Source organism: Jejuibacter sp. L23 (genome assembly GCF_050815825.1).
Classification (GTDB): Bacteria; Pseudomonadota; Gammaproteobacteria; order Enterobacterales; family Enterobacteriaceae; genus Jejubacter; species Jejubacter calystegiae.
Window position 1 is genome coordinate 4,355,489 of record NZ_CP138199.1, and the last position, 17,376, is coordinate 4,372,864.

Consider the following 17,376-nt stretch of genomic DNA (forward strand, 5'->3'; position numbering starts at 1 on the left):
CACCATCAAGTGCCTTTATCTAACTTGTTGATTTTATGAAGCCTGCGACAGGTGCCCTAAAAAACCGGAAATTTTGTCCGCCGCCAGTCTGACTTCATTTTGCAGACGTTCCCTGTCGCTTTTTGGTACTTCATCGGAGGGCACCATAATGCTTATCACCGCCGCCACCCGACCGTCGCGATCGTAGATGGGGTAGACAATGGAGGAGATGCCCGGCCGGAAAAAAGATTCACCGACCACAAAGCCGCGCGCCCGGTCGGCCTGAACCATCTGCCACAGCGCCTCGCGCTCCCGGGGTTGCCCGGGGGTATTACCCGGCAGGCGCTCGTCCGGAAACAGCGCCTCAAATTCGGCGCGTGAAATATCGGTCAGCAGCATTCTGCCCAGCGAAGTGCAGTGCACCGGCAACCGGGTACCGACGCTGACCTGGTTGATGCGCGCTCCGGCGGCGCTGACCCGGGCGATGTAGATAAGATCCCGGCCGTCGCGAATCGCCAGGTGACTGCTGCACTGGCTGCTGTCGCGTAGCTGCTCGATAACAGGTTGCCCCACCTGAGCCACATCCAGCGACGAAATATATTCAAAGCCCAGGCGCAGCACGTTCATCCCTAAGCGGAAGGTGTTAGTGCGAGCGTTGCGCTCCAGAAAGCCCATGTGTTCCAGCGTCTGCACCACCCGGTAGGCGGTGGCTTTCGGCATATCCACCAGCCGGTGTAGTTCGGCAAAGGTCAGATCCTGATGCTGTTCGCTAAAGGCCAGCAGCAGCTGAAGACCGCGTTCCAGTCCGGGAATCAGATACTTACAGGGTTGTGCATCCGCCATCGTCGTTCCTTAGTTAAAAACAAAACCGCCGTTAATCGGTAACAACTGTCCGGTGACAAAGCCGGAGAGATCGGAAAGCAGCCAGACAACGCTACCGGTGACGTCCTGCGGATGCTGAGCCCCCGCCAGCGCCCGTCCGTTTTCATATAGCTGGTGGCGTTCGGCGGGTACGTATTCGGTGGCTTCTACCCGGGTCAGTCCCGGCGCAATGGCGTTCACCCGAATCCGTCGTTCGCCCAGTTCGCGAGCCATGGATCGCGTCATGGCGATCACCGCGCCTTTGCTGGCAACGTAGGCCATCAGGCGCGGTGCGCCCCACAGCGCGGTGTCGGAAGCCACATTGACGATGCTTCCCCCTTCGCGCAGCAGCGGTACGGCGGCGCGAGTGGTGAGCCAGGTGCCCTTCACGTTCACCTGCATCACCCGATCCCAGAGATCCGGGTCGTACTCCATCATGTCTTTACCGCCCACGCCGGTGGCCAGCGCCGCGTTATTCACCAGCCCGTCGATGGCTCCCTGTTCGCCAATGGCGTTGAAGGTTGCCTCGATTGCAGCAGGATCGGCCAGATCGATGGGATACGATTCGATCTCACAACCGCTGGCGCTCAGGCGCTGGGCGCACTCCGCCAGCTCGCCCGCGAGGATGTCACACATCACCACCCGGGCGCCCTGGCGCGCCAGGCCTTCGGCAAAGTCCGCCCCCAGCCCGCGCGCCGCGCCGGTAACGACGATGCGCTTATCCGCCAGCAGCCCGGACATCAGGCGGCCCCCTTCTGGGCTTCGCGTTTGGCAAGCTGCTGGGTGGCCTCTTTCTGCATGACGCGGCGCAGGCGCGACATCCCGACATCGTGCTGATACAGATACTCATGGTCGCGGGCATTCGGCGCCAGGCTTTCCAGCACCACGCGATCCTGCTCCAGAACTTCCCAGTGCAGTTTTTCCAGACGATTGCGGTACATAAAGCGCCACAGGTCGCGCTGCCAGTCCTTCACCTTGCGGATACGCCAGAAGAAGACCCGGCAGTTGTCGTTGTCTTCCGGCACCACCATGCCGACGATCCAGAAGTGGCCGCCCGGCCCGAAGCGCTTCTTATACGGAATGGACAGACGCATCCAGTAAGCGCCGCTGGCGCCAAACTCCACCCAGTCGAAGTTCACGCCGCTCTGGCCTTTTTTCTCAAATATAAAACCGGTTTCAGTGGGCAGTAGCTGCATATCGGCTTTGCGATCCCCTTCCGCCATGGAGTGGGAAGAGGAGTGCAGGTAGGTGCCGTGCATCGGGTCCATCACGTTTTCCAGCGCATACTGGTAGTTACAGTTCCAGGCGGCGGTACACAGGAAGTTACTGTAGCTGTCGGTATCCGCCAGCTCCTGGGGGAACACCAGCTCAGTGGGCGCTTCGTCGGTCACGCCGAACCACAGGAAGATGGCGCCGTGTGCTTCCTGCACCGCATAACTGCGTACGCACTGCTGACCCACCAGCGGACAGCGATCCACCGCCGGAACGTCTTTCACTTCGCCGCTGCCAGCCACTTCCACACCGTGATACCAGCAGGCGATGCGATCGCCCAGGTTCCAGCCCATAGACAGGCGGGCGCCGCGGTGCGGGCAACGATCTTCCAGCGCCTGTACCTGGCCGTCTTTATTGCGCCAGATAACAATCTGCTCACCCAGCCGGGTAATGCCCACCGGCGCCGACTGTACTTCCCAGCTTGCCAGAACCGGATACCACTGGCCGCGCAGCCCCTTGTCCAGATATTCACGAACTGTCGTTGTCATCTTTTCCCCCTCAGTAACCGTTAACCTGCAAAAATGCCCGGAAGCTCTGTTCGTTCCAGGGTTCACCCTGGTGATCGAAGATCCGCTGCGCATTCAGGCCATCCACCAGCGCTTCCAGGGTTTCGGCGCCCTGGTCGAATAGCTGTTCCAGGGCATCAATCAGCCGAAGTTCAAAAGGCTCCGGTACGCGGGGACGGGTCTGCCAGATAATGTTCTGATACTGGCCCGGCTGATGAATGGCACCATTGCCGCCTTCTGCCGGTGGGGTAAACTGCCGGGTTTCCGGCAGTTGGGGGTTAAAGTCCAACGTGTCGCTCATTCTACTGTCTCCGGTATAAAGGTAATTTGGATCTGATTTTCAAATACCCGAACCGGATAACGGTTCAGGTTACGCCCGCCCGGGCCGTGCAGGCAGGTACCGGTGCGGACATCAAAAACCGCTTCATGCAGGGGGCACTCCACCTTGCCATCTTCAACGAATCCCTGGCTTAGCAGGGCATATGCGTGGGGGCAGACATCTTCCAGCGCGAAATATTCGCCATCGACCAGATACACCCCAATCTCTTTCCCCTCTACGCTGCCGCTAAAGGGAAAATCTTCCTGTACTTGTGCAACATCACACACGCCTATCCAGCTCATCGCGATCCTCCAGGCCTTTGTTTCATATATGAAACATTGTTTCTTATTTAATACAGCCAATATAAGAGTGAGGTTTTTCAGGTCAAGGGCCAATGTGATAGATTTGTTAAAAGAAATAAGGAATATCGCACAAGTGTGCAATTGATCACGAAAAATTGTTGGTATATGAAATTGTGATTTATTTTCTGTTTTGTGATGTCGCTTAGTTATATTTATTTTTTCCGCTATCAGATCCGCCCTGTCTATTGACAGTTTTTATTAAAACCCGCTAAACACAGAATATCCATGCGCTAATAACGGTTTCAAATATGAAACCACATAACACTTACCAACTGAAAAACAAAGAATTTTTCAAGATATTTCATTTCGTGTCGAAACTGTCACGATGACTTAAGGTTAATCTGCGGCTGTATCTGTCCAACAGGAGGGAATGCCAATGTTTTCCGCAAGATGGCAAGGCGTACTGGCATTACTTTTATTAATCGTGATCGCTTATGTGGACCGGGTAAATATTTCGGTGATGATTCTTAACCCCGAATTCGCCGCCCATTTCCAGCTTAATGATAACAGGATGTTACAGGGAATGTTAATGACGCTGTTCCTGCTGGGCTACGGTTTTTCCGCCCTGTTATTAACACCGCTAATGGAAAGTAAAATGCATTATCGTCAGGGGCTGCTGGTCAGTATCCTGATCTGGGCAATTATTTGCGCTGTCTCGCCATTACTGGGCTCGCTGATGGGGCTGCTGGTCGCTCGTCTGCTGCTTGGCGTGGCCGAAGGGCCGCTGTTTTCCATGAAAACCCGCTATATCAGCGATCGCTTCGCCACCAACGAACTGGGCAAGCCAAACGCCGTAAGCGCCCTGGGTATCTCTCTGGGCCTGGCGGTGGGCTTTCCGCTGATTACCTGGCTGATGCAGCATCTGGGCTGGACCGGCTCCTTTTATGTTCTGGCACTGCTCAACCTGATTATCGGCGGTGGTCTGGTGTGGGGCTTTCTGCCGCCGCCGCCGGCCCTGCGTCGTCTGAACCGTCTGCGCTTTCGCACCACTTTTCTGCTTGCCTGGCGTACTCCGCTGCTGGGTTGGATCCTGCTGGTAGAGATCGCCACTCTCAGTTATCTGTGGGGCAACAGCGCCTGGCTACCGGCCTGGCTGCGCGACGAACATCACTTTTCACTCCAGGCCACCGGCCTGCTGGCGGCGCTGCCGTTTTTGCTAAGCCTGGGCGCCAAATTTCTGGGCGGCGTGCTGCTGGATAAACTGCCGCCGGACAGGGCTCCCCTGCTGTTTATCGTCGGCGGCGCCACTACGGCCTGTGCGGTAAGCGGGCTCATGCTGAGCCACCAGCCTGGCTGGCTGGCCTTCTGGATGCTGACGGCAAATGCCTGCTGGGGAATTCAGGGGGCGGCGATTCCGGTGGTGGTACAACAGCGTGCGCCATCGGAAGCGGTAGGCAGCGCCTACGGCATTATTAACGGCATCGGCAATCTATGCGCCGCCTTTATTCCAATGCTAATGGGAGGGGTGATGGGCTGGATGGGGTCGGTCAGCGCCGGTTTTTCGGTGCTGGTCGCGTCACAGTTGATAACGCTGGCGGCGGGGACCATGCTGCTGGTGAAAATGCGCCGTTCAACGGCGCTGATGGCGTGACCCGTATACATACGAATAATCCCAGCAAGCCAGCGCAAACTGGCTTGCACACTGGAAAAATTTTAACACTACGTTAGTTTTTCTTCGGGAACGCTGATTTTTATGTTGGCGCCCTCTGATTAAAACAGATCCCTTCAAATCCATTCCCGTTTCTTACTACGAGAAACACCTTCCGAATTTAACATTAGAATTTATCAGGGTAATTATTTTGTAGAAAAAAATCTACATTTCACGTTTGCAAAAATATAAAACCAACACTACATTAATATCAGTTAGTCAATGAAACCAATCAAATTTTGAGTTTCCGTACCTATAATTAACGTGGCAAGGATAACGCATGACTTGGTTACAGGTTATATTTTTAGGTATTATCTGCTTATCGTTACCTCTCCCTTTTTTTTTGTTTATACGCCAATATAAAACCAAAAAGATCCCTTCCACCGTATCAATAAAAAGCGTGTCTTATTCGCCATTTTCAACGGGTTCTCCTCTAAAAAAAAGTCGCCCTGTATCATTGCAAAAAGTAAAATCAGAGCTATCCATACTAACGCAATATACATCACAAATTAGATTATATTCAGTCTCGGAAATGCAAAAAGAGATCCCCGGCATCGCTACAAAGTTAGGCATTAAAGTCAGTCTTGGAATTTGGATAGGCAATGATGAAAAAAAGAATCAAGAAGAAATAAAAAAAGCTATAGAGATCATACAAGAAAACAAAAACATTATACGCGTTATTGTTGGGAATGAAGTATTGTTCCGTCATGATGTCCCCCTACGTAAATTACAAGAGTACATTCTCCAAGTAAAACAAGCTGTAGATATTCCGGTTACCACTGCCGAATTATGGCACATATGGATGGATACACCTCACCTTGCTGATAATGTTGATGAATTAACTATACATATCCTTCCGTATTGGGAAAATATATCCAGTGAAAAATCCATTGATTTCATAAAGGATGCAATTAGAAAAGTAAAAAACCATTTTCCTGGTCGTAATATTTATGTTGGTGAAATAGGATGGCCTTCTGCTGGACATAGTCTCAATACATTACCATGTGATATGTACCAGCAAGCAGAACACATAAGAATAATATCAAATTATTTAAATAGTGAGCATATAGATTATAACGTTGTAGAAGCCTTTGACCAAAAATGGAAATCAGTAGAAGGCACCGTTGGTGCAAACTGGGGATTAATAAAAAAGAATGGCAAACCAAAATTTGTTCTAACCGGAAAAGATACTATAGCAAACAAGAGCCTGGCTGTTTTTCTATTTGAATTCATCAGCTCACGATCAGGGAAGTTATCATTGGCATTAGTTTTTTTCAGTTTGTTTCTCGTTCTGGCGGAAGGTATTATTTATCTATTAGATACGCAGTCGGAAATATTATCCCTCTTATTTATAACATGCTGGTCATTATGGTTTTATACCAATTCATTTATTAGTATACGTGAAACTCTGGAAAGGTTCTTCATTCCATCAAACATCTCCGCATTGCCAGAAATGCAGGACTATTCACCCAATGCGCGTAAGGTTTCTTTTCATATCGCATGTCGAAACGAACCACCTGAAATGGTAATCAAAACGCTATCCAAATTATCTTCTCTTGATTATGAAAACTATGAAGTACTGGTTATTGATAATAATACCAGTGATGAGTTACTCTGGAAACCCATAGAAAATTATTGCCTGACACAGGGTGATAAATATAAATTCTGGCACGTCGACAATCTAAAGGGGTTTAAAGGTGGCGCTCTTAATTTCTTACTTGAAAAGACAGATGATAAAACAGATGTCATCGCGGTCATTGATTCAGACTATCAGGTAGAATCAGACTGGCTCAAACTTACCTATTTCTTTTCAGATCCTGATATCGCAGTAGTCCAGGCGCCTCAGAATTACAGAAATAGAGATTATCTTTTCAACCAGATATGTTACTACGAATATAAGAGTTTCTTTAATACCGGAATGATTATCAGAGATAGCTTTAACGCGATCATTCTTCATGGAACGATGACGCTGATAAGAGCATCTGTTTTAAAAGAATTAAAATGGGCAGAATGGTGTATTTGTGAAGATGCAGAGCTTGGGCTAAGAATCCTACAAAATAATTATAAAATGAAATATATTCCAGTCTCCTACGGACAAGGATTGATGCCTGATAATTTTCATGATTATCAAAAACAACGCTCTCGCTGGGCAATGGGGGCAATGCAGATAATACGTGCCCATTTGTCATCTCTGCTGCCAGGCGGAGAAAAATTATCCTGCCAGCAACGTTATCAGTTTATTGCAGGGTGGATGCACTGGATAATTCAACCGATAAGCATTTTGCTTACCTTAATATTAATCGGCTGGACTCTCATTAAGTTAACTTATCCTGATGAAAAACTGTCATTGCCATTAGCGATTTCAGTCTCTTTAGTTAGCGCGTTTTGTATGACGTTATTAACTCAATTTTTATTATACATAAGGTATAGCCCTGATAAAATTCGTGGTGCTGCGCTCTCAATTATTGCCAGCCAGTCTCTAAATTACACCATTGCGAAAGCGGTCGTTTGTGCATTACTTCCGGGTAAAAAGAAGTTTGTTATAACACCAAAGGAGTCAAATAAAAAAACACGTTTATTCTCTTCGGGTAGCCATGTTTCTGAAGCGATCATTTTATTATCACTTATCACGTTATCAACACTAACGCTATACACCTGTGGTTTTGGATTAGAATATTTTCTATGGTCAGTCATGTTATTCCTGCGTAGCATACCATTTGGGTTTTCCATATATCTTAACTATCTATCCTGGAATAAAAATGCGCTATACGTAGAAAATAATATTCCCGCAGTTGAAGAATAAGGGCATAGCGCCCGGGATGGGCGCTGAAATATACAAATATCCGTTATTTACTGCCCTTTCTTCGACGCCTGCAGATAGAGCATCTCCAGCGCCAGAGTTGCGGCAGCCAGCGCGGTGATCTCCGATTGATCGTAGGCTGGCGCCACTTCCACCAGATCCATCCCCACGATATTCAGATCTTTAAGCCCGCGCACCAGCTTCAGCGCGCGATCGGTGGTCAGGCCGCCAATCACCGGCGTGCCGGTACCCGGCGCATGGGCGGGATCCAGACAGTCGATATCAAAGGTCAGATAGACCGGCATATCGCCCACGATCTGCTTCACCTGGGCCAGTACGTCATCCACGCTACGATCGTTCACCTGCGGGGCATCCAGCACCGTAAAGCCATTGTCTTTATCGAATTCGGTACGGATACCAATCTGCACGGAACGGGTCGGATCGATCAGACCCTCTTTCGGTGCGGTATAGAACATAGTGCCGTGGTCAAACTCGCTGCCGTTGCCGTAGGTATCGGTATGGGCATCGAAGTGCACCAGCGCCATTTTGCCAAAGTGTTTCGCGTGAGCGCGCAGCAGCGGCAGCGTCACAAAGTGGTCGCCACCGAAGGAAAGCATACGTTTACCGGCCGCCAGCAGCTTTTCAGCGTGAGCCTGGAGGTTTTCACTCATGTTGCGGGCATCGCCGAAGGCGTAAACCAGGTCACCGCAGTCCACGACATTCAGGCGCTCGCGCATATCGAAGTCCCACGGGAAACGGTTACCTTCCCAGGCCAGTTGGGTGGAGATCTGGCGGATCGCCGCAGGCCCGTGACGGCCACCGGCCCGACCGGAAGTCGCCATATCGAAGGGAACGCCGGTAATCACCCACTCTGCATCGCTGTCGTAAGGCTGGAAGTTCAGCGGTAAACGTAAAAAACCAAAGGCATTGGATACCAGGGAGTTGTCAAACTGATGGCCTAAGGTGCTCATGATTTTTCCTCTCGGATAGGTAAAAAAAATCCCTTCCTCGTCGTTAGACCCGACGAGGAAGGGATTGAATATTTATCTTTGCCCTCGAATTATGGCCGCATTCGTCCGACTGTTCAACAGGCAGATAGCCCGCGGCGCGTCGGTGAAGCAAAGAGTGTGAGCCAGCGAAAAATTATCCCTGACTCGCCACGTTTTATTCATCTTCCAGATAGGTGTAGCCATATAGTCCGGCTTCGAACTCTTCCAGGAACTGCTGCTGTAGTGCATCGTCAAGACCGGTCTGTTTCACCTGATCCCGGAAGCGGGTCAGCAGCGTATCAGGGTCCAGTTGCACGTAGCGCAGCATATCCGCCACCGTATCGCCCTCGTCGGAAAGCTCTACGGTCACATTGCCTTCGGCATCCACAAACACATCCACCGCTTCGGTATCGCCGAACAGGTTATGCATATTGCCGAGGATCTCCTGATAGGCGCCTACCATAAAGAAGCCCAGCAGCGGCGGATTTTCCGGATCGTAATCCGGCAGCGGCATAGTGGTGGCTATCCCGTCGCCGTCCACATAGTGGTCGATGGCGCCATCGGAATCGCAGGTAATATCCAGCAGCACGGCACGGCGGCTGGGGGCATGATTCAGCCCTTCCAGCGGCAGCACCGGGAACAACTGGTCGATCCCCCAGGCATCCGGCATCGACTGGAACAGCGAGAAGTTGACGTAAAGCTTATCCGCCATCCGCTCCTGTAATTCATCGATAATCGGACGATGAGCGCGGTTCTGCGGATCGAGCTGTTTCTGGATCTCATGGCACATGTTGAGATACAGCTGCTCGGCCCAGGCGCGCTGGCTCAGATCGAAGCTGCCGGACGAATACCCGGTGTGGATATCGTGCAGATCCATCTGACTGTCGTGCAGCCATTCGCGCAGCGAACGGCGGTTAGCCGGTTCGTGCATCTCCTGCCAGGTTTCCCACATGCTTTGCAGGGCCCGGGGCGCATCCGGCTCCGGCGCCTGAGGCACGGTATATTCGTTGCGCTCGACCCCGATAATATTAGAGACCAGCACGGTATGGTGGGCGGTCACGGCGCGGCCGGATTCGGTAATCACCGTCGGATGCGGCAGGCCGTGCTCTTCGCAGGCGTCGCCAATGGCCCAGATAATGTTGTTGGCGTATTCGTTCAGTCCGTAGTTCACCGAGCAGTCGGACTGCGAGCGGGTACCTTCATAATCCACGCCCAGACCGCCGCCAACATCGAAGCACTGGATATTAACGCCCAGCTTATGCAGCTCCACATAGAAGCGCGCCGACTCACGCACCCCGGTGGCGATATCGCGGATGTTCGCCATCTGGCTGCCCAGGTGGAAGTGCAGCAGTTGCAGGCTTTCCAGACGCCCCGCTGCGCGCAGCGTTTCCACCAGTTGCAGAACCTGGGTGGCCGCCAGCCCGAATTTGGACTTCTCGCCGCCGGAAGACTGCCATTTACCGGATCCCTGAGAGGCCAGGCGCGCACGTACCCCCAGGCGCGGCACCACATTCAGGCGCTCCGCCTCTTCCAGTACCATGGCGATCTCGGTCATCTTTTCGATAACCAGATAGACTTTATGGCCCATCTTTTCGCCGATCAGCGCCAGGCGGATATATTCGCGATCCTTATAGCCGTTACAGACAATCACCGAACGGGTCATACCGGCGTTAGCCAGTACCGCCATCAGTTCTGCCTTAGAACCGGCCTCCAGCCCCAGCGGTTCGCCGGAGTGGATCAGCGATTCAATCACCCGGCGATGCTGGTTGACCTTGATCGGATAGACCAGAAAATAGTCGCCGTGATAGCCGTAAGATTCCCGGGCGCGCTTAAAGGCTGCGTTAATGGAACGCAGCCGGTGCTGCAGGATCTGGGGAAAGCAGAACAGCGCGGGCAGACGCTGCCCTTTCGCTTCGCGCTCCTTCACCAGACGGGCAAGATCGACCCGCGCCTGCGGAATATCAGGATCCGGGCAGACGCTGATATGGCCCAGTTCATTGACGTCGTAATAATTATTGCCCCACCAGGCAATATTGTAGGTACGCAGCATCCTGCTAGCCTCCTGGGAACTCATTGCCACCTCCTGCATTGAACGGAGTGTGCCCTGTTCGCCTGCTGACGAACCCGAAACAAAAGAAATGTCGTCAGACATTGCGAACCTCAGTGTTGCTGATAAGTGTATAACTATATGCCGCTACTGCGGAAAATAGCGTTCCATCGACATCAGGCCGTCGCCAGCCGTTAGGGGTAAACGATCCCATATTTATCATCGTTAAAGACACCGGAACATCACGAGAAAACCCCGAAAAAACGGAGCGACCTTAATTATGAATTCCAGCCAAACCGGCTCGGGAGTCCTGAGAAGCGCCGGTATGGGGTAACCGACCAGAAAAATGCGGAAGGGAAATATAGGGTGGCGTTATCGCGGCACGCTGGGCGCAAATCATATGCAGGAAACGGTGGTTCATCTGTCGTATCACCTCCTCGCCTTCGCCTGGCGATAAAGTCTCACATCATGCTTTACGCTATATGCCGCGTAGCGGCGATTTATACCGATATCAGCGCCAAAAAGCAAAGCAAAAATAGCCGGAAAATCTCCCCATTTAGGGTTAAACCGTAGGGATAAATGTTTAACACAATGTGTCCATCTTCAAAAATGACTGGAAAAGCGCGGAGGGAATAACCTAGAATAGCCGTCCAGAAGTTAATCCATCTATACTGATTAACACACAGACTTCCTGTGGATTACCTGCGCAAGCCTCCTGACACAGCACATTGCGCTGTTCGGACCTCATTACGCAGCAGTCTAATCTCAACGAATCGATCTTAGGGTGAAGAAATCATGGCAAAACACCTTTTTACGTCCGAGTCTGTATCAGAAGGGCATCCCGATAAAATTGCTGACCAAATCTCCGATGCGGTGCTGGACGCCATTCTGGAGCAGGATCCTAAAGCACGCGTGGCCTGCGAGACTTACGTAAAAACCGGTATGGTGCTGGTCGGCGGTGAAATCACCACCAGCGCCTGGGTGGATATCGAAGAGATCACCCGTAATACGGTGCGCGATATCGGCTATATCCATTCTGATATGGGTTTCGACGCTAACTCATGCGCGGTACTGAGCGCCATCGGCAAGCAGTCTCCGGACATCAATCAGGGCGTTGACCGCAGCTCACCGCTGGAACAGGGCGCTGGCGACCAGGGTCTGATGTTTGGTTATGCCACCAACGAAACCGATGTTCTGATGCCGGCACCGGTGACCTATGCCCACCGTCTGGTACAGCGTCAGGCTGAAGTGCGTAAAAACGGCACCCTGCCGTGGCTGCGCCCGGATGCCAAAAGCCAGGTCACTTTCCAGTACGACGACGGCAAAATCGTCGGCATCGATGCCGTGGTGCTTTCCACCCAGCACGCCGAGGATATTTCTCAGGCCGATCTGCACGATGCGGTGATGGATGAGGTAATCAAGCCGATTCTGCCGACTGAATGGCTGAACGAATCCACCAAATACTTTATTAACCCGACAGGCCGTTTTGTTATCGGCGGCCCGATGGGCGACTGCGGCCTGACCGGTCGTAAGATTATTGTCGATACCTACGGCGGCATGGCCCGCCACGGCGGCGGCGCCTTCTCCGGTAAGGATCCGTCCAAGGTTGACCGCTCTGCAGCTTATGCGGCGCGCTATGTGGCGAAAAACATCGTCGCTGCCGGTCTGGCGGATCGCTGTGAGATTCAGGTTTCCTACGCTATCGGCGTGGCGGAACCGACCTCCATCATGGTGGAAACCTTCGGTACCGAGAAAGTGCCGACCGAACAGCTGACCCTGCTAGTTCGTGAGTTCTTCGATCTGCGCCCGTACGGCCTGATTCAGATGCTGGATCTGCTGCACCCGATCTACCGTGAAACCGCTGCTTACGGTCACTTTGGTCGCGAACACTTCCCGTGGGAAAAAACCGACAAAGCGGCTCAGCTGCGTGAAGCTGCCGGTCTGAAGTAATTCTTCAGCCTGTCGAATCCGGGGTCAGCACTGTGCTGGCCCTTTTTTTGGTCCATCATCTTCAGATAGCCTGAATTTATTCTTTCCCACCTGATAACTCTATGCTGAATAATAAACACCCTGTTTATTAATAAGCACCGTTTATCTTTTTTGAAGCCTTATTACCCTTTATTGCTGTGAAATAAGGATTCCTCCCAAGATTTATTTCCAGGCAAGGATCTTTTTATGGAACTGTGTAATAATAGTCTTTGCATCCGGATCCCCGGCCACTAACATCATAACAACAGTGCACAGCGACATTTATTGTAAAAAATGGAAATAAAACACTTGAAGGAAAAACTACGCCTGCGTTGCGAACAGGTAAAGACGCTGCCAAATTTTCATGAGGCAATCAGCCTGCATTACCAAATAAATCAGGAAATCTACCGCAAGCAGCCGTTATTCTACAAAATCATTCTTCAGGAAACGCGATTTAACATCGTACTGGCAGCCTGCTGCCTGGTATATGGTCATCAGGCCTCGTCAATTTCTCAGATAAAAGAATTATGCGCCCACTATAAAATAGCCAGCCCGAATAGCGTGATTGCTATTATCAGCCTGCTGAAAGTCGGCGGCCGACTGCGTACATTCCGGGATAGTCAGGACAGGCGCAAGATACTGATTGAGCCTACGGATAAAGGACTGAACGATCTGAAGCACTATATGGAAGGCACCTTCCGGCCTCTTGCCCTGCTGTGCCCTGGCTATAGCTTCTCGCCTTCCCTGCTCGATCGCAAGCAGCAGCGGCGCGACTTCTTTAATCGCGCCGCCGACTATCTGTTTCGCGGCATCGTCTATAAAAACATGCTGCCCGAAGCCTGCCTGTTTCTGGATAAAGATGCCGGAAGAATGATTATGCTGGAGCTGTATAGCGAAGCACGCCGCCAAAGCCAGGAGCCCAGTGTCATTATCTGCTGCTCCTGGAAAGCACTGGCTCGTAAATTTTCAGTTTCCCGCACACATATTCGCCGCCTGATCCAGGCAGCCGCAGAGAGAGAATTGTTGAGCGAGTTACCCTCGGGAGATATTTTACTCCACCCCGCCTATTTCACACTGGTGGAGGACTATATGGGATTTTATTTTTCATGGGCGTTCCACTATTTAAACATTGAACCAGAATCATTCATTCAGAGACCGCCAGCGAATCGCAGCGGCCCTGAATGAAAATTAACGTTCGCGCAGTGCCTCCTGAGCTTTATTCAACGGCTTCAGCAGATAATCCAGAATCGTTTTACTACCGGTCTTAATATCTACCGTGGAGATCATCCCCGGAAATATCGGAAACTTATCATCGTCCTTGTTGGTCAGATAATTGTTATCGGTCAGGATATAGACCCGGTAGTAGTAAATATCGCGCTTCACCTCATCCTGAATGGTATCAGGAGAAATCATCGTCACCTTCCCTTTCAGTCCGCCATAGATGGAGTAGTCATAGGCGGTGATCTTGACCATTGCCTGCTGGCCGGGGTGAACAAAGGCAACGTCCCGCGGCGAGATCTTCGCCTCAATCACCAACTGGTCGTCCAGCGGCACCAGGCTCATCAGCTTACCGTTAGGCGGAATCACGCCCCCCACCGTGGTGACTTCAATATTTTTCACAATGCCGCGCACCGGCGCGGTAAAGGTCAGCCGGGTCAGGGAGTCGGCACGACCGCGCATCACCGAACGCTGGGTTTCAATTTCAGCATTGGCTTTCGCCAGCTCTTCGCGGGCCCGTACGTAGTACTGGTTATGCATTTCGGTGATCTTATTCTCCAGCTCGTTCTTCTGACGCTGGAGCCGCAATACTTCGACCTGGCTGGCTGCCCCTTCCTTCACCAGCGGTATCGTCATGGTCAGTTCACGCTGAACCAGAGCCACGCCCTGGTTCAGCCCGGCCAGCCCCTTTTCCAGGCTGTCGCGTCGGGACTTCCACAGCGCCGTCTCCTGACGTATCAACTCAGAATCGCCTTCCAGCTCCTGAGGGAACACTGGTTCACTATTACTCACCTCGGCATTCAGACGCGCGGCTGTGGCCAGAGCGGCATTCAGCCGCGATACGCTTTCCAGTACGCTCGATTCAGTCTTGGTACGATCCAGTTGCGCCAACACCTGGCCGCGCTCCACCAGATCCCCTTCCCGTACCGACAGTTTATGGACGATCCCACCTTCCAGCGACTGAATCACCTGCTCATGGGACGACGGCACCACCTTGCCGCTACCGGTCGTGACCTCATCCAAATGAAACAGGCTGGCCCAGCTCAGGAAGGCCACCAACAGCGCGGCCAGCAACCAGATAATCAACGACGAGCGCGGCAGACGCTTTTCCCGCAGGTTAGATGTTGTATTCATACGCCCTCCTCCATGATAGCTTCAGTCTGCGCCCGGGTCATCGCCGCCGCCTGTTTCGATACCGGCGCCGGTACGTTCAGCCCCGACTGTTTAAGCACCACATCCCGCGGTCCATCCATGACCACGCGTCCGCCATCCATCACGATAATCCGCTCGACCAGCGCCAGAATCGACAGGCGATGGGTGGAGACCACCAGAGTACGGCTGGGGCCCAACCACTGCTGCAAATGGGCGATAAAGCGTTTCTCGCTGATCTCATCCAGCCAGGCCGTGGGCTCGTCCAGCAGCAGAATATTGGGACGCGCAATCAGCGCCCTTGCCAGCAGCAACGCCTGGCGCTGTCCCCCCGACAGCCCGGCCCCCCCTTCGGCAATGGCGTAGTTCAGCCCCTCTTTCTGCTTGCGTACAAACTCATCGGCGCCGCTGATCAAAAGCGCCTGGTAGATCTCCTCATCGCTGGCCAGCGGCCGTCCCAGGGTAATGTTGTCGCGAATAGAACCAAAGAACAGACGCGCCTGCTGGCTCAGTAGCTGCATATCGCGGCGCACATCCTGAGGATCCAGTCGCGACAGGCCGGTGTTATCCAGCAGAATCTGCCCCTGCTGCGGCATCTGCATTCCCGCCAGTAACTGAAGCAGCGTGCTCTTACCGGCGCCGTTGCGGCCCAGAATCGCAATACGCTCACCGGCCTTAATTTCCAACCCCGCAATGGTGACATCGTTCACCTTTGCCTCTTCGTCGTAGTAGAAACCGACGTTCTTCAACTGGTAGTGGCCGCGCAAATGAGCCTTGTGAACCCGCTTACCGTGCCCCGGATCGTCGATTGGCCGCTGCATCAGATCGTCCAGCCCTTTGCGGGCCACCTTTGCCGACTGCCAGCGCGACAAAATGCCGGAGATTTGCGACAGCGGCGCGATGGTGCGCGAAGCGAGAATCGAGGTTCCCACCAGCGCGCCGGTGGTCATATCGCCGTCGATCACCAGATAGCAGCCCACCAGCAGCACCACGGCATAGACGATGGACTGTACCTCCTGGGTCCAGGTCAGCAGCATGCTGGTGATCCAGCGCTGCTTCATCGCCACCGAGGCGGCCACATCGTTGGTATGGTTCCACTGGTTCTGGAAGCGCTGCTCGGCGCGCTGCAGTTTGATGTCCTCAATGCCCTGTACCGCCTCGACCAGGGTGGCGTTACGAATCGCCGACTCGCGCATCCCTTCGCTGGAAAGTCGCGCCAGCGCCCTCTGCACCAGTAGCCCGGGGATCAACAATAGCGGAATCGCCAGCAGCACCACAAACACCAGCGGCCCGCCGATCATCCACAGAATAAAGACGAACAGCAGGAAGAATGGCAGGTCGGACAGCGCGCTGATGGTGGTGGAGGTAATCAGATCGCGTACCGCTTCCAGCTCGCGAATCTGGGAAATAAACGAACCGGTAGATTTCGGCCTGGCGCCGTTGCGGATACGCAGCGCGTGGGCAAACACCCGTTCGGAAATTCGCAGATCGGCCCGTTTGCCCACCACGTCAGAAACGTGGGTGCGCAGCATCCGCATCATAAATTCGAACAGAATCGCCAGCATCACGCCGCCGAACAGCACCCATAAAGTGGGCTGCGACTGGGCAGGCACCACGCGGTCGTAAACCTGCATCGAAAATAGCATCCCGGCCAGCGCCAGCACGTTAGCCACCATCGCCGCCAGCATAATATCGCCGTAGCGCCGCCAGTCCTTCAGCGCCAGAGACCAGAACCAGTTCTTCTGCCAGGGCTTCACGTAGTCGTCCACCCGGGCGTCGGGAATGGATTCCAGCGGACGCAGCACCAGCAACGCCTCCAGGCGTGGCACCAGTTCCGCGCGCGGCATGGTGGTTTCCAGGCCGCCATCGCCGCTAAACTGCAACACAACGTTCTGGTCGCCGTCCATGCGGGTCAGCACCGCAATCTGCCCCTCGCTGAATTCCGCCACCAGCGGCAGACGCCAGGGGTCAATCAGCGAAACATCGGGCGGCACGCTATGGGCGCCAAGTCCCAACTGGCGCGCCATCTCTTCCAGCACCTGATGGTGCGGCAGATGGCTTTCGTGACTGATGGCGACACGCACATGCTCTTCTGAATAATCGAGCCGGTAATGGCGGGCGATATTCAGCATCGCCTCCAGCCAGGGTTCGTAACGGGGGGATGTTGTACTCATTTTTCACTTCCTGTGAACAGACATGGCCGATTCTGCGGCAATGGCGCCTTCCCGAAAGAGGCGCCGGATGATGACAGATCAATA

13 protein-coding genes are annotated in these 17,376 nt (G+C 53.1%); 4 read left to right on the plus strand and 9 right to left on the minus strand.

What is annotated here, in order from left to right; all coding sequences use genetic code 11:
• Positions 1–33: 33 nt before the first annotated feature.
• Genes SCU88_RS20840 through SCU88_RS20860 form a run of 5 tightly spaced genes read right to left on the minus strand, consistent with a single transcriptional unit; the run spans position 34 to position 3,239 of the window.
• Positions 34–822 (minus strand): IclR family transcriptional regulator, encoded by a 789-nt coding sequence (locus SCU88_RS20840; RefSeq protein ID WP_138093495.1) that lies wholly within the window; start codon positions 820–822, stop codon positions 34–36.
• 9 nt (positions 823–831) lie between these two features.
• The gene (locus tag SCU88_RS20845) at positions 832–1,581 is read right to left on the minus strand and encodes an SDR family oxidoreductase (RefSeq protein ID WP_138093498.1); all 750 of its coding nucleotides are present in this window, start codon (positions 1,579–1,581) and stop codon (positions 832–834) included.
• Entirely contained in the window at positions 1,581–2,600 is a 1,020-nt protein-coding gene (locus SCU88_RS20850) for a Rieske 2Fe-2S domain-containing protein (RefSeq protein ID WP_175341050.1), read from the minus strand. The genes SCU88_RS20845 and SCU88_RS20850 overlap by 1 nt, the downstream gene beginning before the upstream one ends.
• 10 nt (positions 2,601–2,610) lie before the next feature.
• A complete protein-coding gene (locus tag SCU88_RS20855; protein ID WP_138093504.1) occupies positions 2,611–2,919 on the minus strand; it encodes a recombinase-like helix-turn-helix domain-containing protein in 309 nt (102 codons plus the stop codon).
• Complete coding sequence (locus tag SCU88_RS20860; protein WP_138093507.1) at positions 2,916–3,239, minus strand: Rieske (2Fe-2S) protein; 324 nt, start codon at positions 3,237–3,239, stop codon at positions 2,916–2,918. The genes SCU88_RS20855 and SCU88_RS20860 overlap by 4 nt, the downstream gene beginning before the upstream one ends.
• A gap of 436 nt (positions 3,240–3,675) precedes the next feature.
• Here SCU88_RS20860 and SCU88_RS20865 point away from each other — a divergent pair, with 436 nt between their 5' ends.
• Positions 3,676–4,890, plus strand: a complete 1,215-nt coding sequence (locus SCU88_RS20865) for an MFS transporter (protein WP_175341051.1) — start codon at positions 3,676–3,678, stop codon at positions 4,888–4,890.
• A 337-nt stretch (positions 4,891–5,227) separates the two neighbouring features.
• Positions 5,228–7,750 carry a glycosyltransferase gene (locus tag SCU88_RS20870; protein WP_175341052.1) on the plus strand — a complete coding sequence of 841 codons (2,523 nt, stop codon included), beginning with the start codon at positions 5,228–5,230 and terminating at the stop codon, positions 7,748–7,750.
• Positions 7,751–7,797: 47 nt separating this feature from the next.
• Here the strand turns inward: SCU88_RS20870 and speB are convergent, their stop codons facing one another.
• The gene (speB, locus tag SCU88_RS20875; RefSeq protein ID WP_138093513.1) at positions 7,798–8,718 is read right to left on the minus strand and encodes an agmatinase; all 921 of its coding nucleotides are present in this window, start codon (positions 8,716–8,718) and stop codon (positions 7,798–7,800) included.
• Between the two features lie 193 nt (positions 8,719–8,911).
• Positions 8,912–10,888: a biosynthetic arginine decarboxylase gene (gene speA, locus SCU88_RS20880; protein WP_138093517.1), complete on the minus strand. Its 1,977-nt coding sequence runs from the start codon at positions 10,886–10,888 to the stop codon at positions 8,912–8,914.
• Between the two features lie 690 nt (positions 10,889–11,578).
• Here speA and metK point away from each other — a divergent pair.
• Together metK and SCU88_RS20890 are read left to right on the plus strand one after the other, a co-directional pair.
• On the plus strand, positions 11,579–12,733 hold the full coding sequence (gene metK / locus SCU88_RS20885) for a methionine adenosyltransferase (protein WP_138093520.1): 1,155 nt from the start codon (positions 11,579–11,581) through the stop codon (positions 12,731–12,733).
• 327 nt (positions 12,734–13,060) lie between these two features.
• The gene (locus tag SCU88_RS20890; RefSeq protein ID WP_431810053.1) at positions 13,061–13,936 is read left to right on the plus strand and encodes a MarR family transcriptional regulator; all 876 of its coding nucleotides are present in this window, start codon (positions 13,061–13,063) and stop codon (positions 13,934–13,936) included.
• Positions 13,937–13,939: 3 nt separating this feature from the next.
• Here SCU88_RS20890 and SCU88_RS20895 read toward each other — a convergent pair whose 3' ends face one another.
• Both SCU88_RS20895 and SCU88_RS20900 read right to left on the minus strand, forming a co-directional pair.
• The gene (locus tag SCU88_RS20895) at positions 13,940–15,103 is read right to left on the minus strand and encodes an HlyD family type I secretion periplasmic adaptor subunit (protein ID WP_175341054.1); all 1,164 of its coding nucleotides are present in this window, start codon (positions 15,101–15,103) and stop codon (positions 13,940–13,942) included.
• A complete protein-coding gene (locus SCU88_RS20900; RefSeq protein ID WP_175341055.1) occupies positions 15,100–17,292 on the minus strand; it encodes a type I secretion system permease/ATPase in 2,193 nt (730 codons plus the stop codon). Before SCU88_RS20900 ends, SCU88_RS20895 begins: the two co-directional genes overlap by 4 nt.
• Positions 17,293–17,376: the final 84 nt, after the last annotated feature.

Excerpts from the sequence above, each read along its gene's own strand:
- SCU88_RS20840 (WP_138093495.1), bottom strand. The coding sequence starts at position 822 with ATGGCGGATGCACAACCCTGTAAGTATCTGATTCCCGGACTGGAACGC.
- SCU88_RS20845 (WP_138093498.1), bottom strand. The coding sequence starts at position 1,581 with ATGTCCGGGCTGCTGGCGGATAAGCGCATCGTCGTTACCGGCGCGGCG.
- SCU88_RS20850 (WP_175341050.1), bottom strand. The coding sequence starts at position 2,600 with ATGACAACGACAGTTCGTGAATATCTGGACAAGGGGCTGCGCGGCCAG.
- SCU88_RS20855 (WP_138093504.1), bottom strand. The coding sequence starts at position 2,919 with ATGAGCGACACGTTGGACTTTAACCCCCAACTGCCGGAAACCCGGCAG.
- SCU88_RS20860 (WP_138093507.1), bottom strand. The coding sequence starts at position 3,239 with ATGAGCTGGATAGGCGTGTGTGATGTTGCACAAGTACAGGAAGATTTT.
- SCU88_RS20865 (WP_175341051.1), top strand. The coding sequence starts at position 3,676 with ATGTTTTCCGCAAGATGGCAAGGCGTACTGGCATTACTTTTATTAATC.
- SCU88_RS20870 (WP_175341052.1), top strand. The coding sequence starts at position 5,228 with ATGACTTGGTTACAGGTTATATTTTTAGGTATTATCTGCTTATCGTTA.
- speB (WP_138093513.1), bottom strand. The coding sequence starts at position 8,718 with ATGAGCACCTTAGGCCATCAGTTTGACAACTCCCTGGTATCCAATGCC.
- speA (WP_138093517.1), bottom strand. The coding sequence starts at position 10,888 with ATGTCTGACGACATTTCTTTTGTTTCGGGTTCGTCAGCAGGCGAACAG.
- metK (WP_138093520.1), top strand. The coding sequence starts at position 11,579 with ATGGCAAAACACCTTTTTACGTCCGAGTCTGTATCAGAAGGGCATCCC.
- SCU88_RS20895 (WP_175341054.1), bottom strand. The coding sequence starts at position 15,103 with ATGAATACAACATCTAACCTGCGGGAAAAGCGTCTGCCGCGCTCGTCG.
- SCU88_RS20900 (WP_175341055.1), bottom strand. The coding sequence starts at position 17,292 with ATGAGTACAACATCCCCCCGTTACGAACCCTGGCTGGAGGCGATGCTG.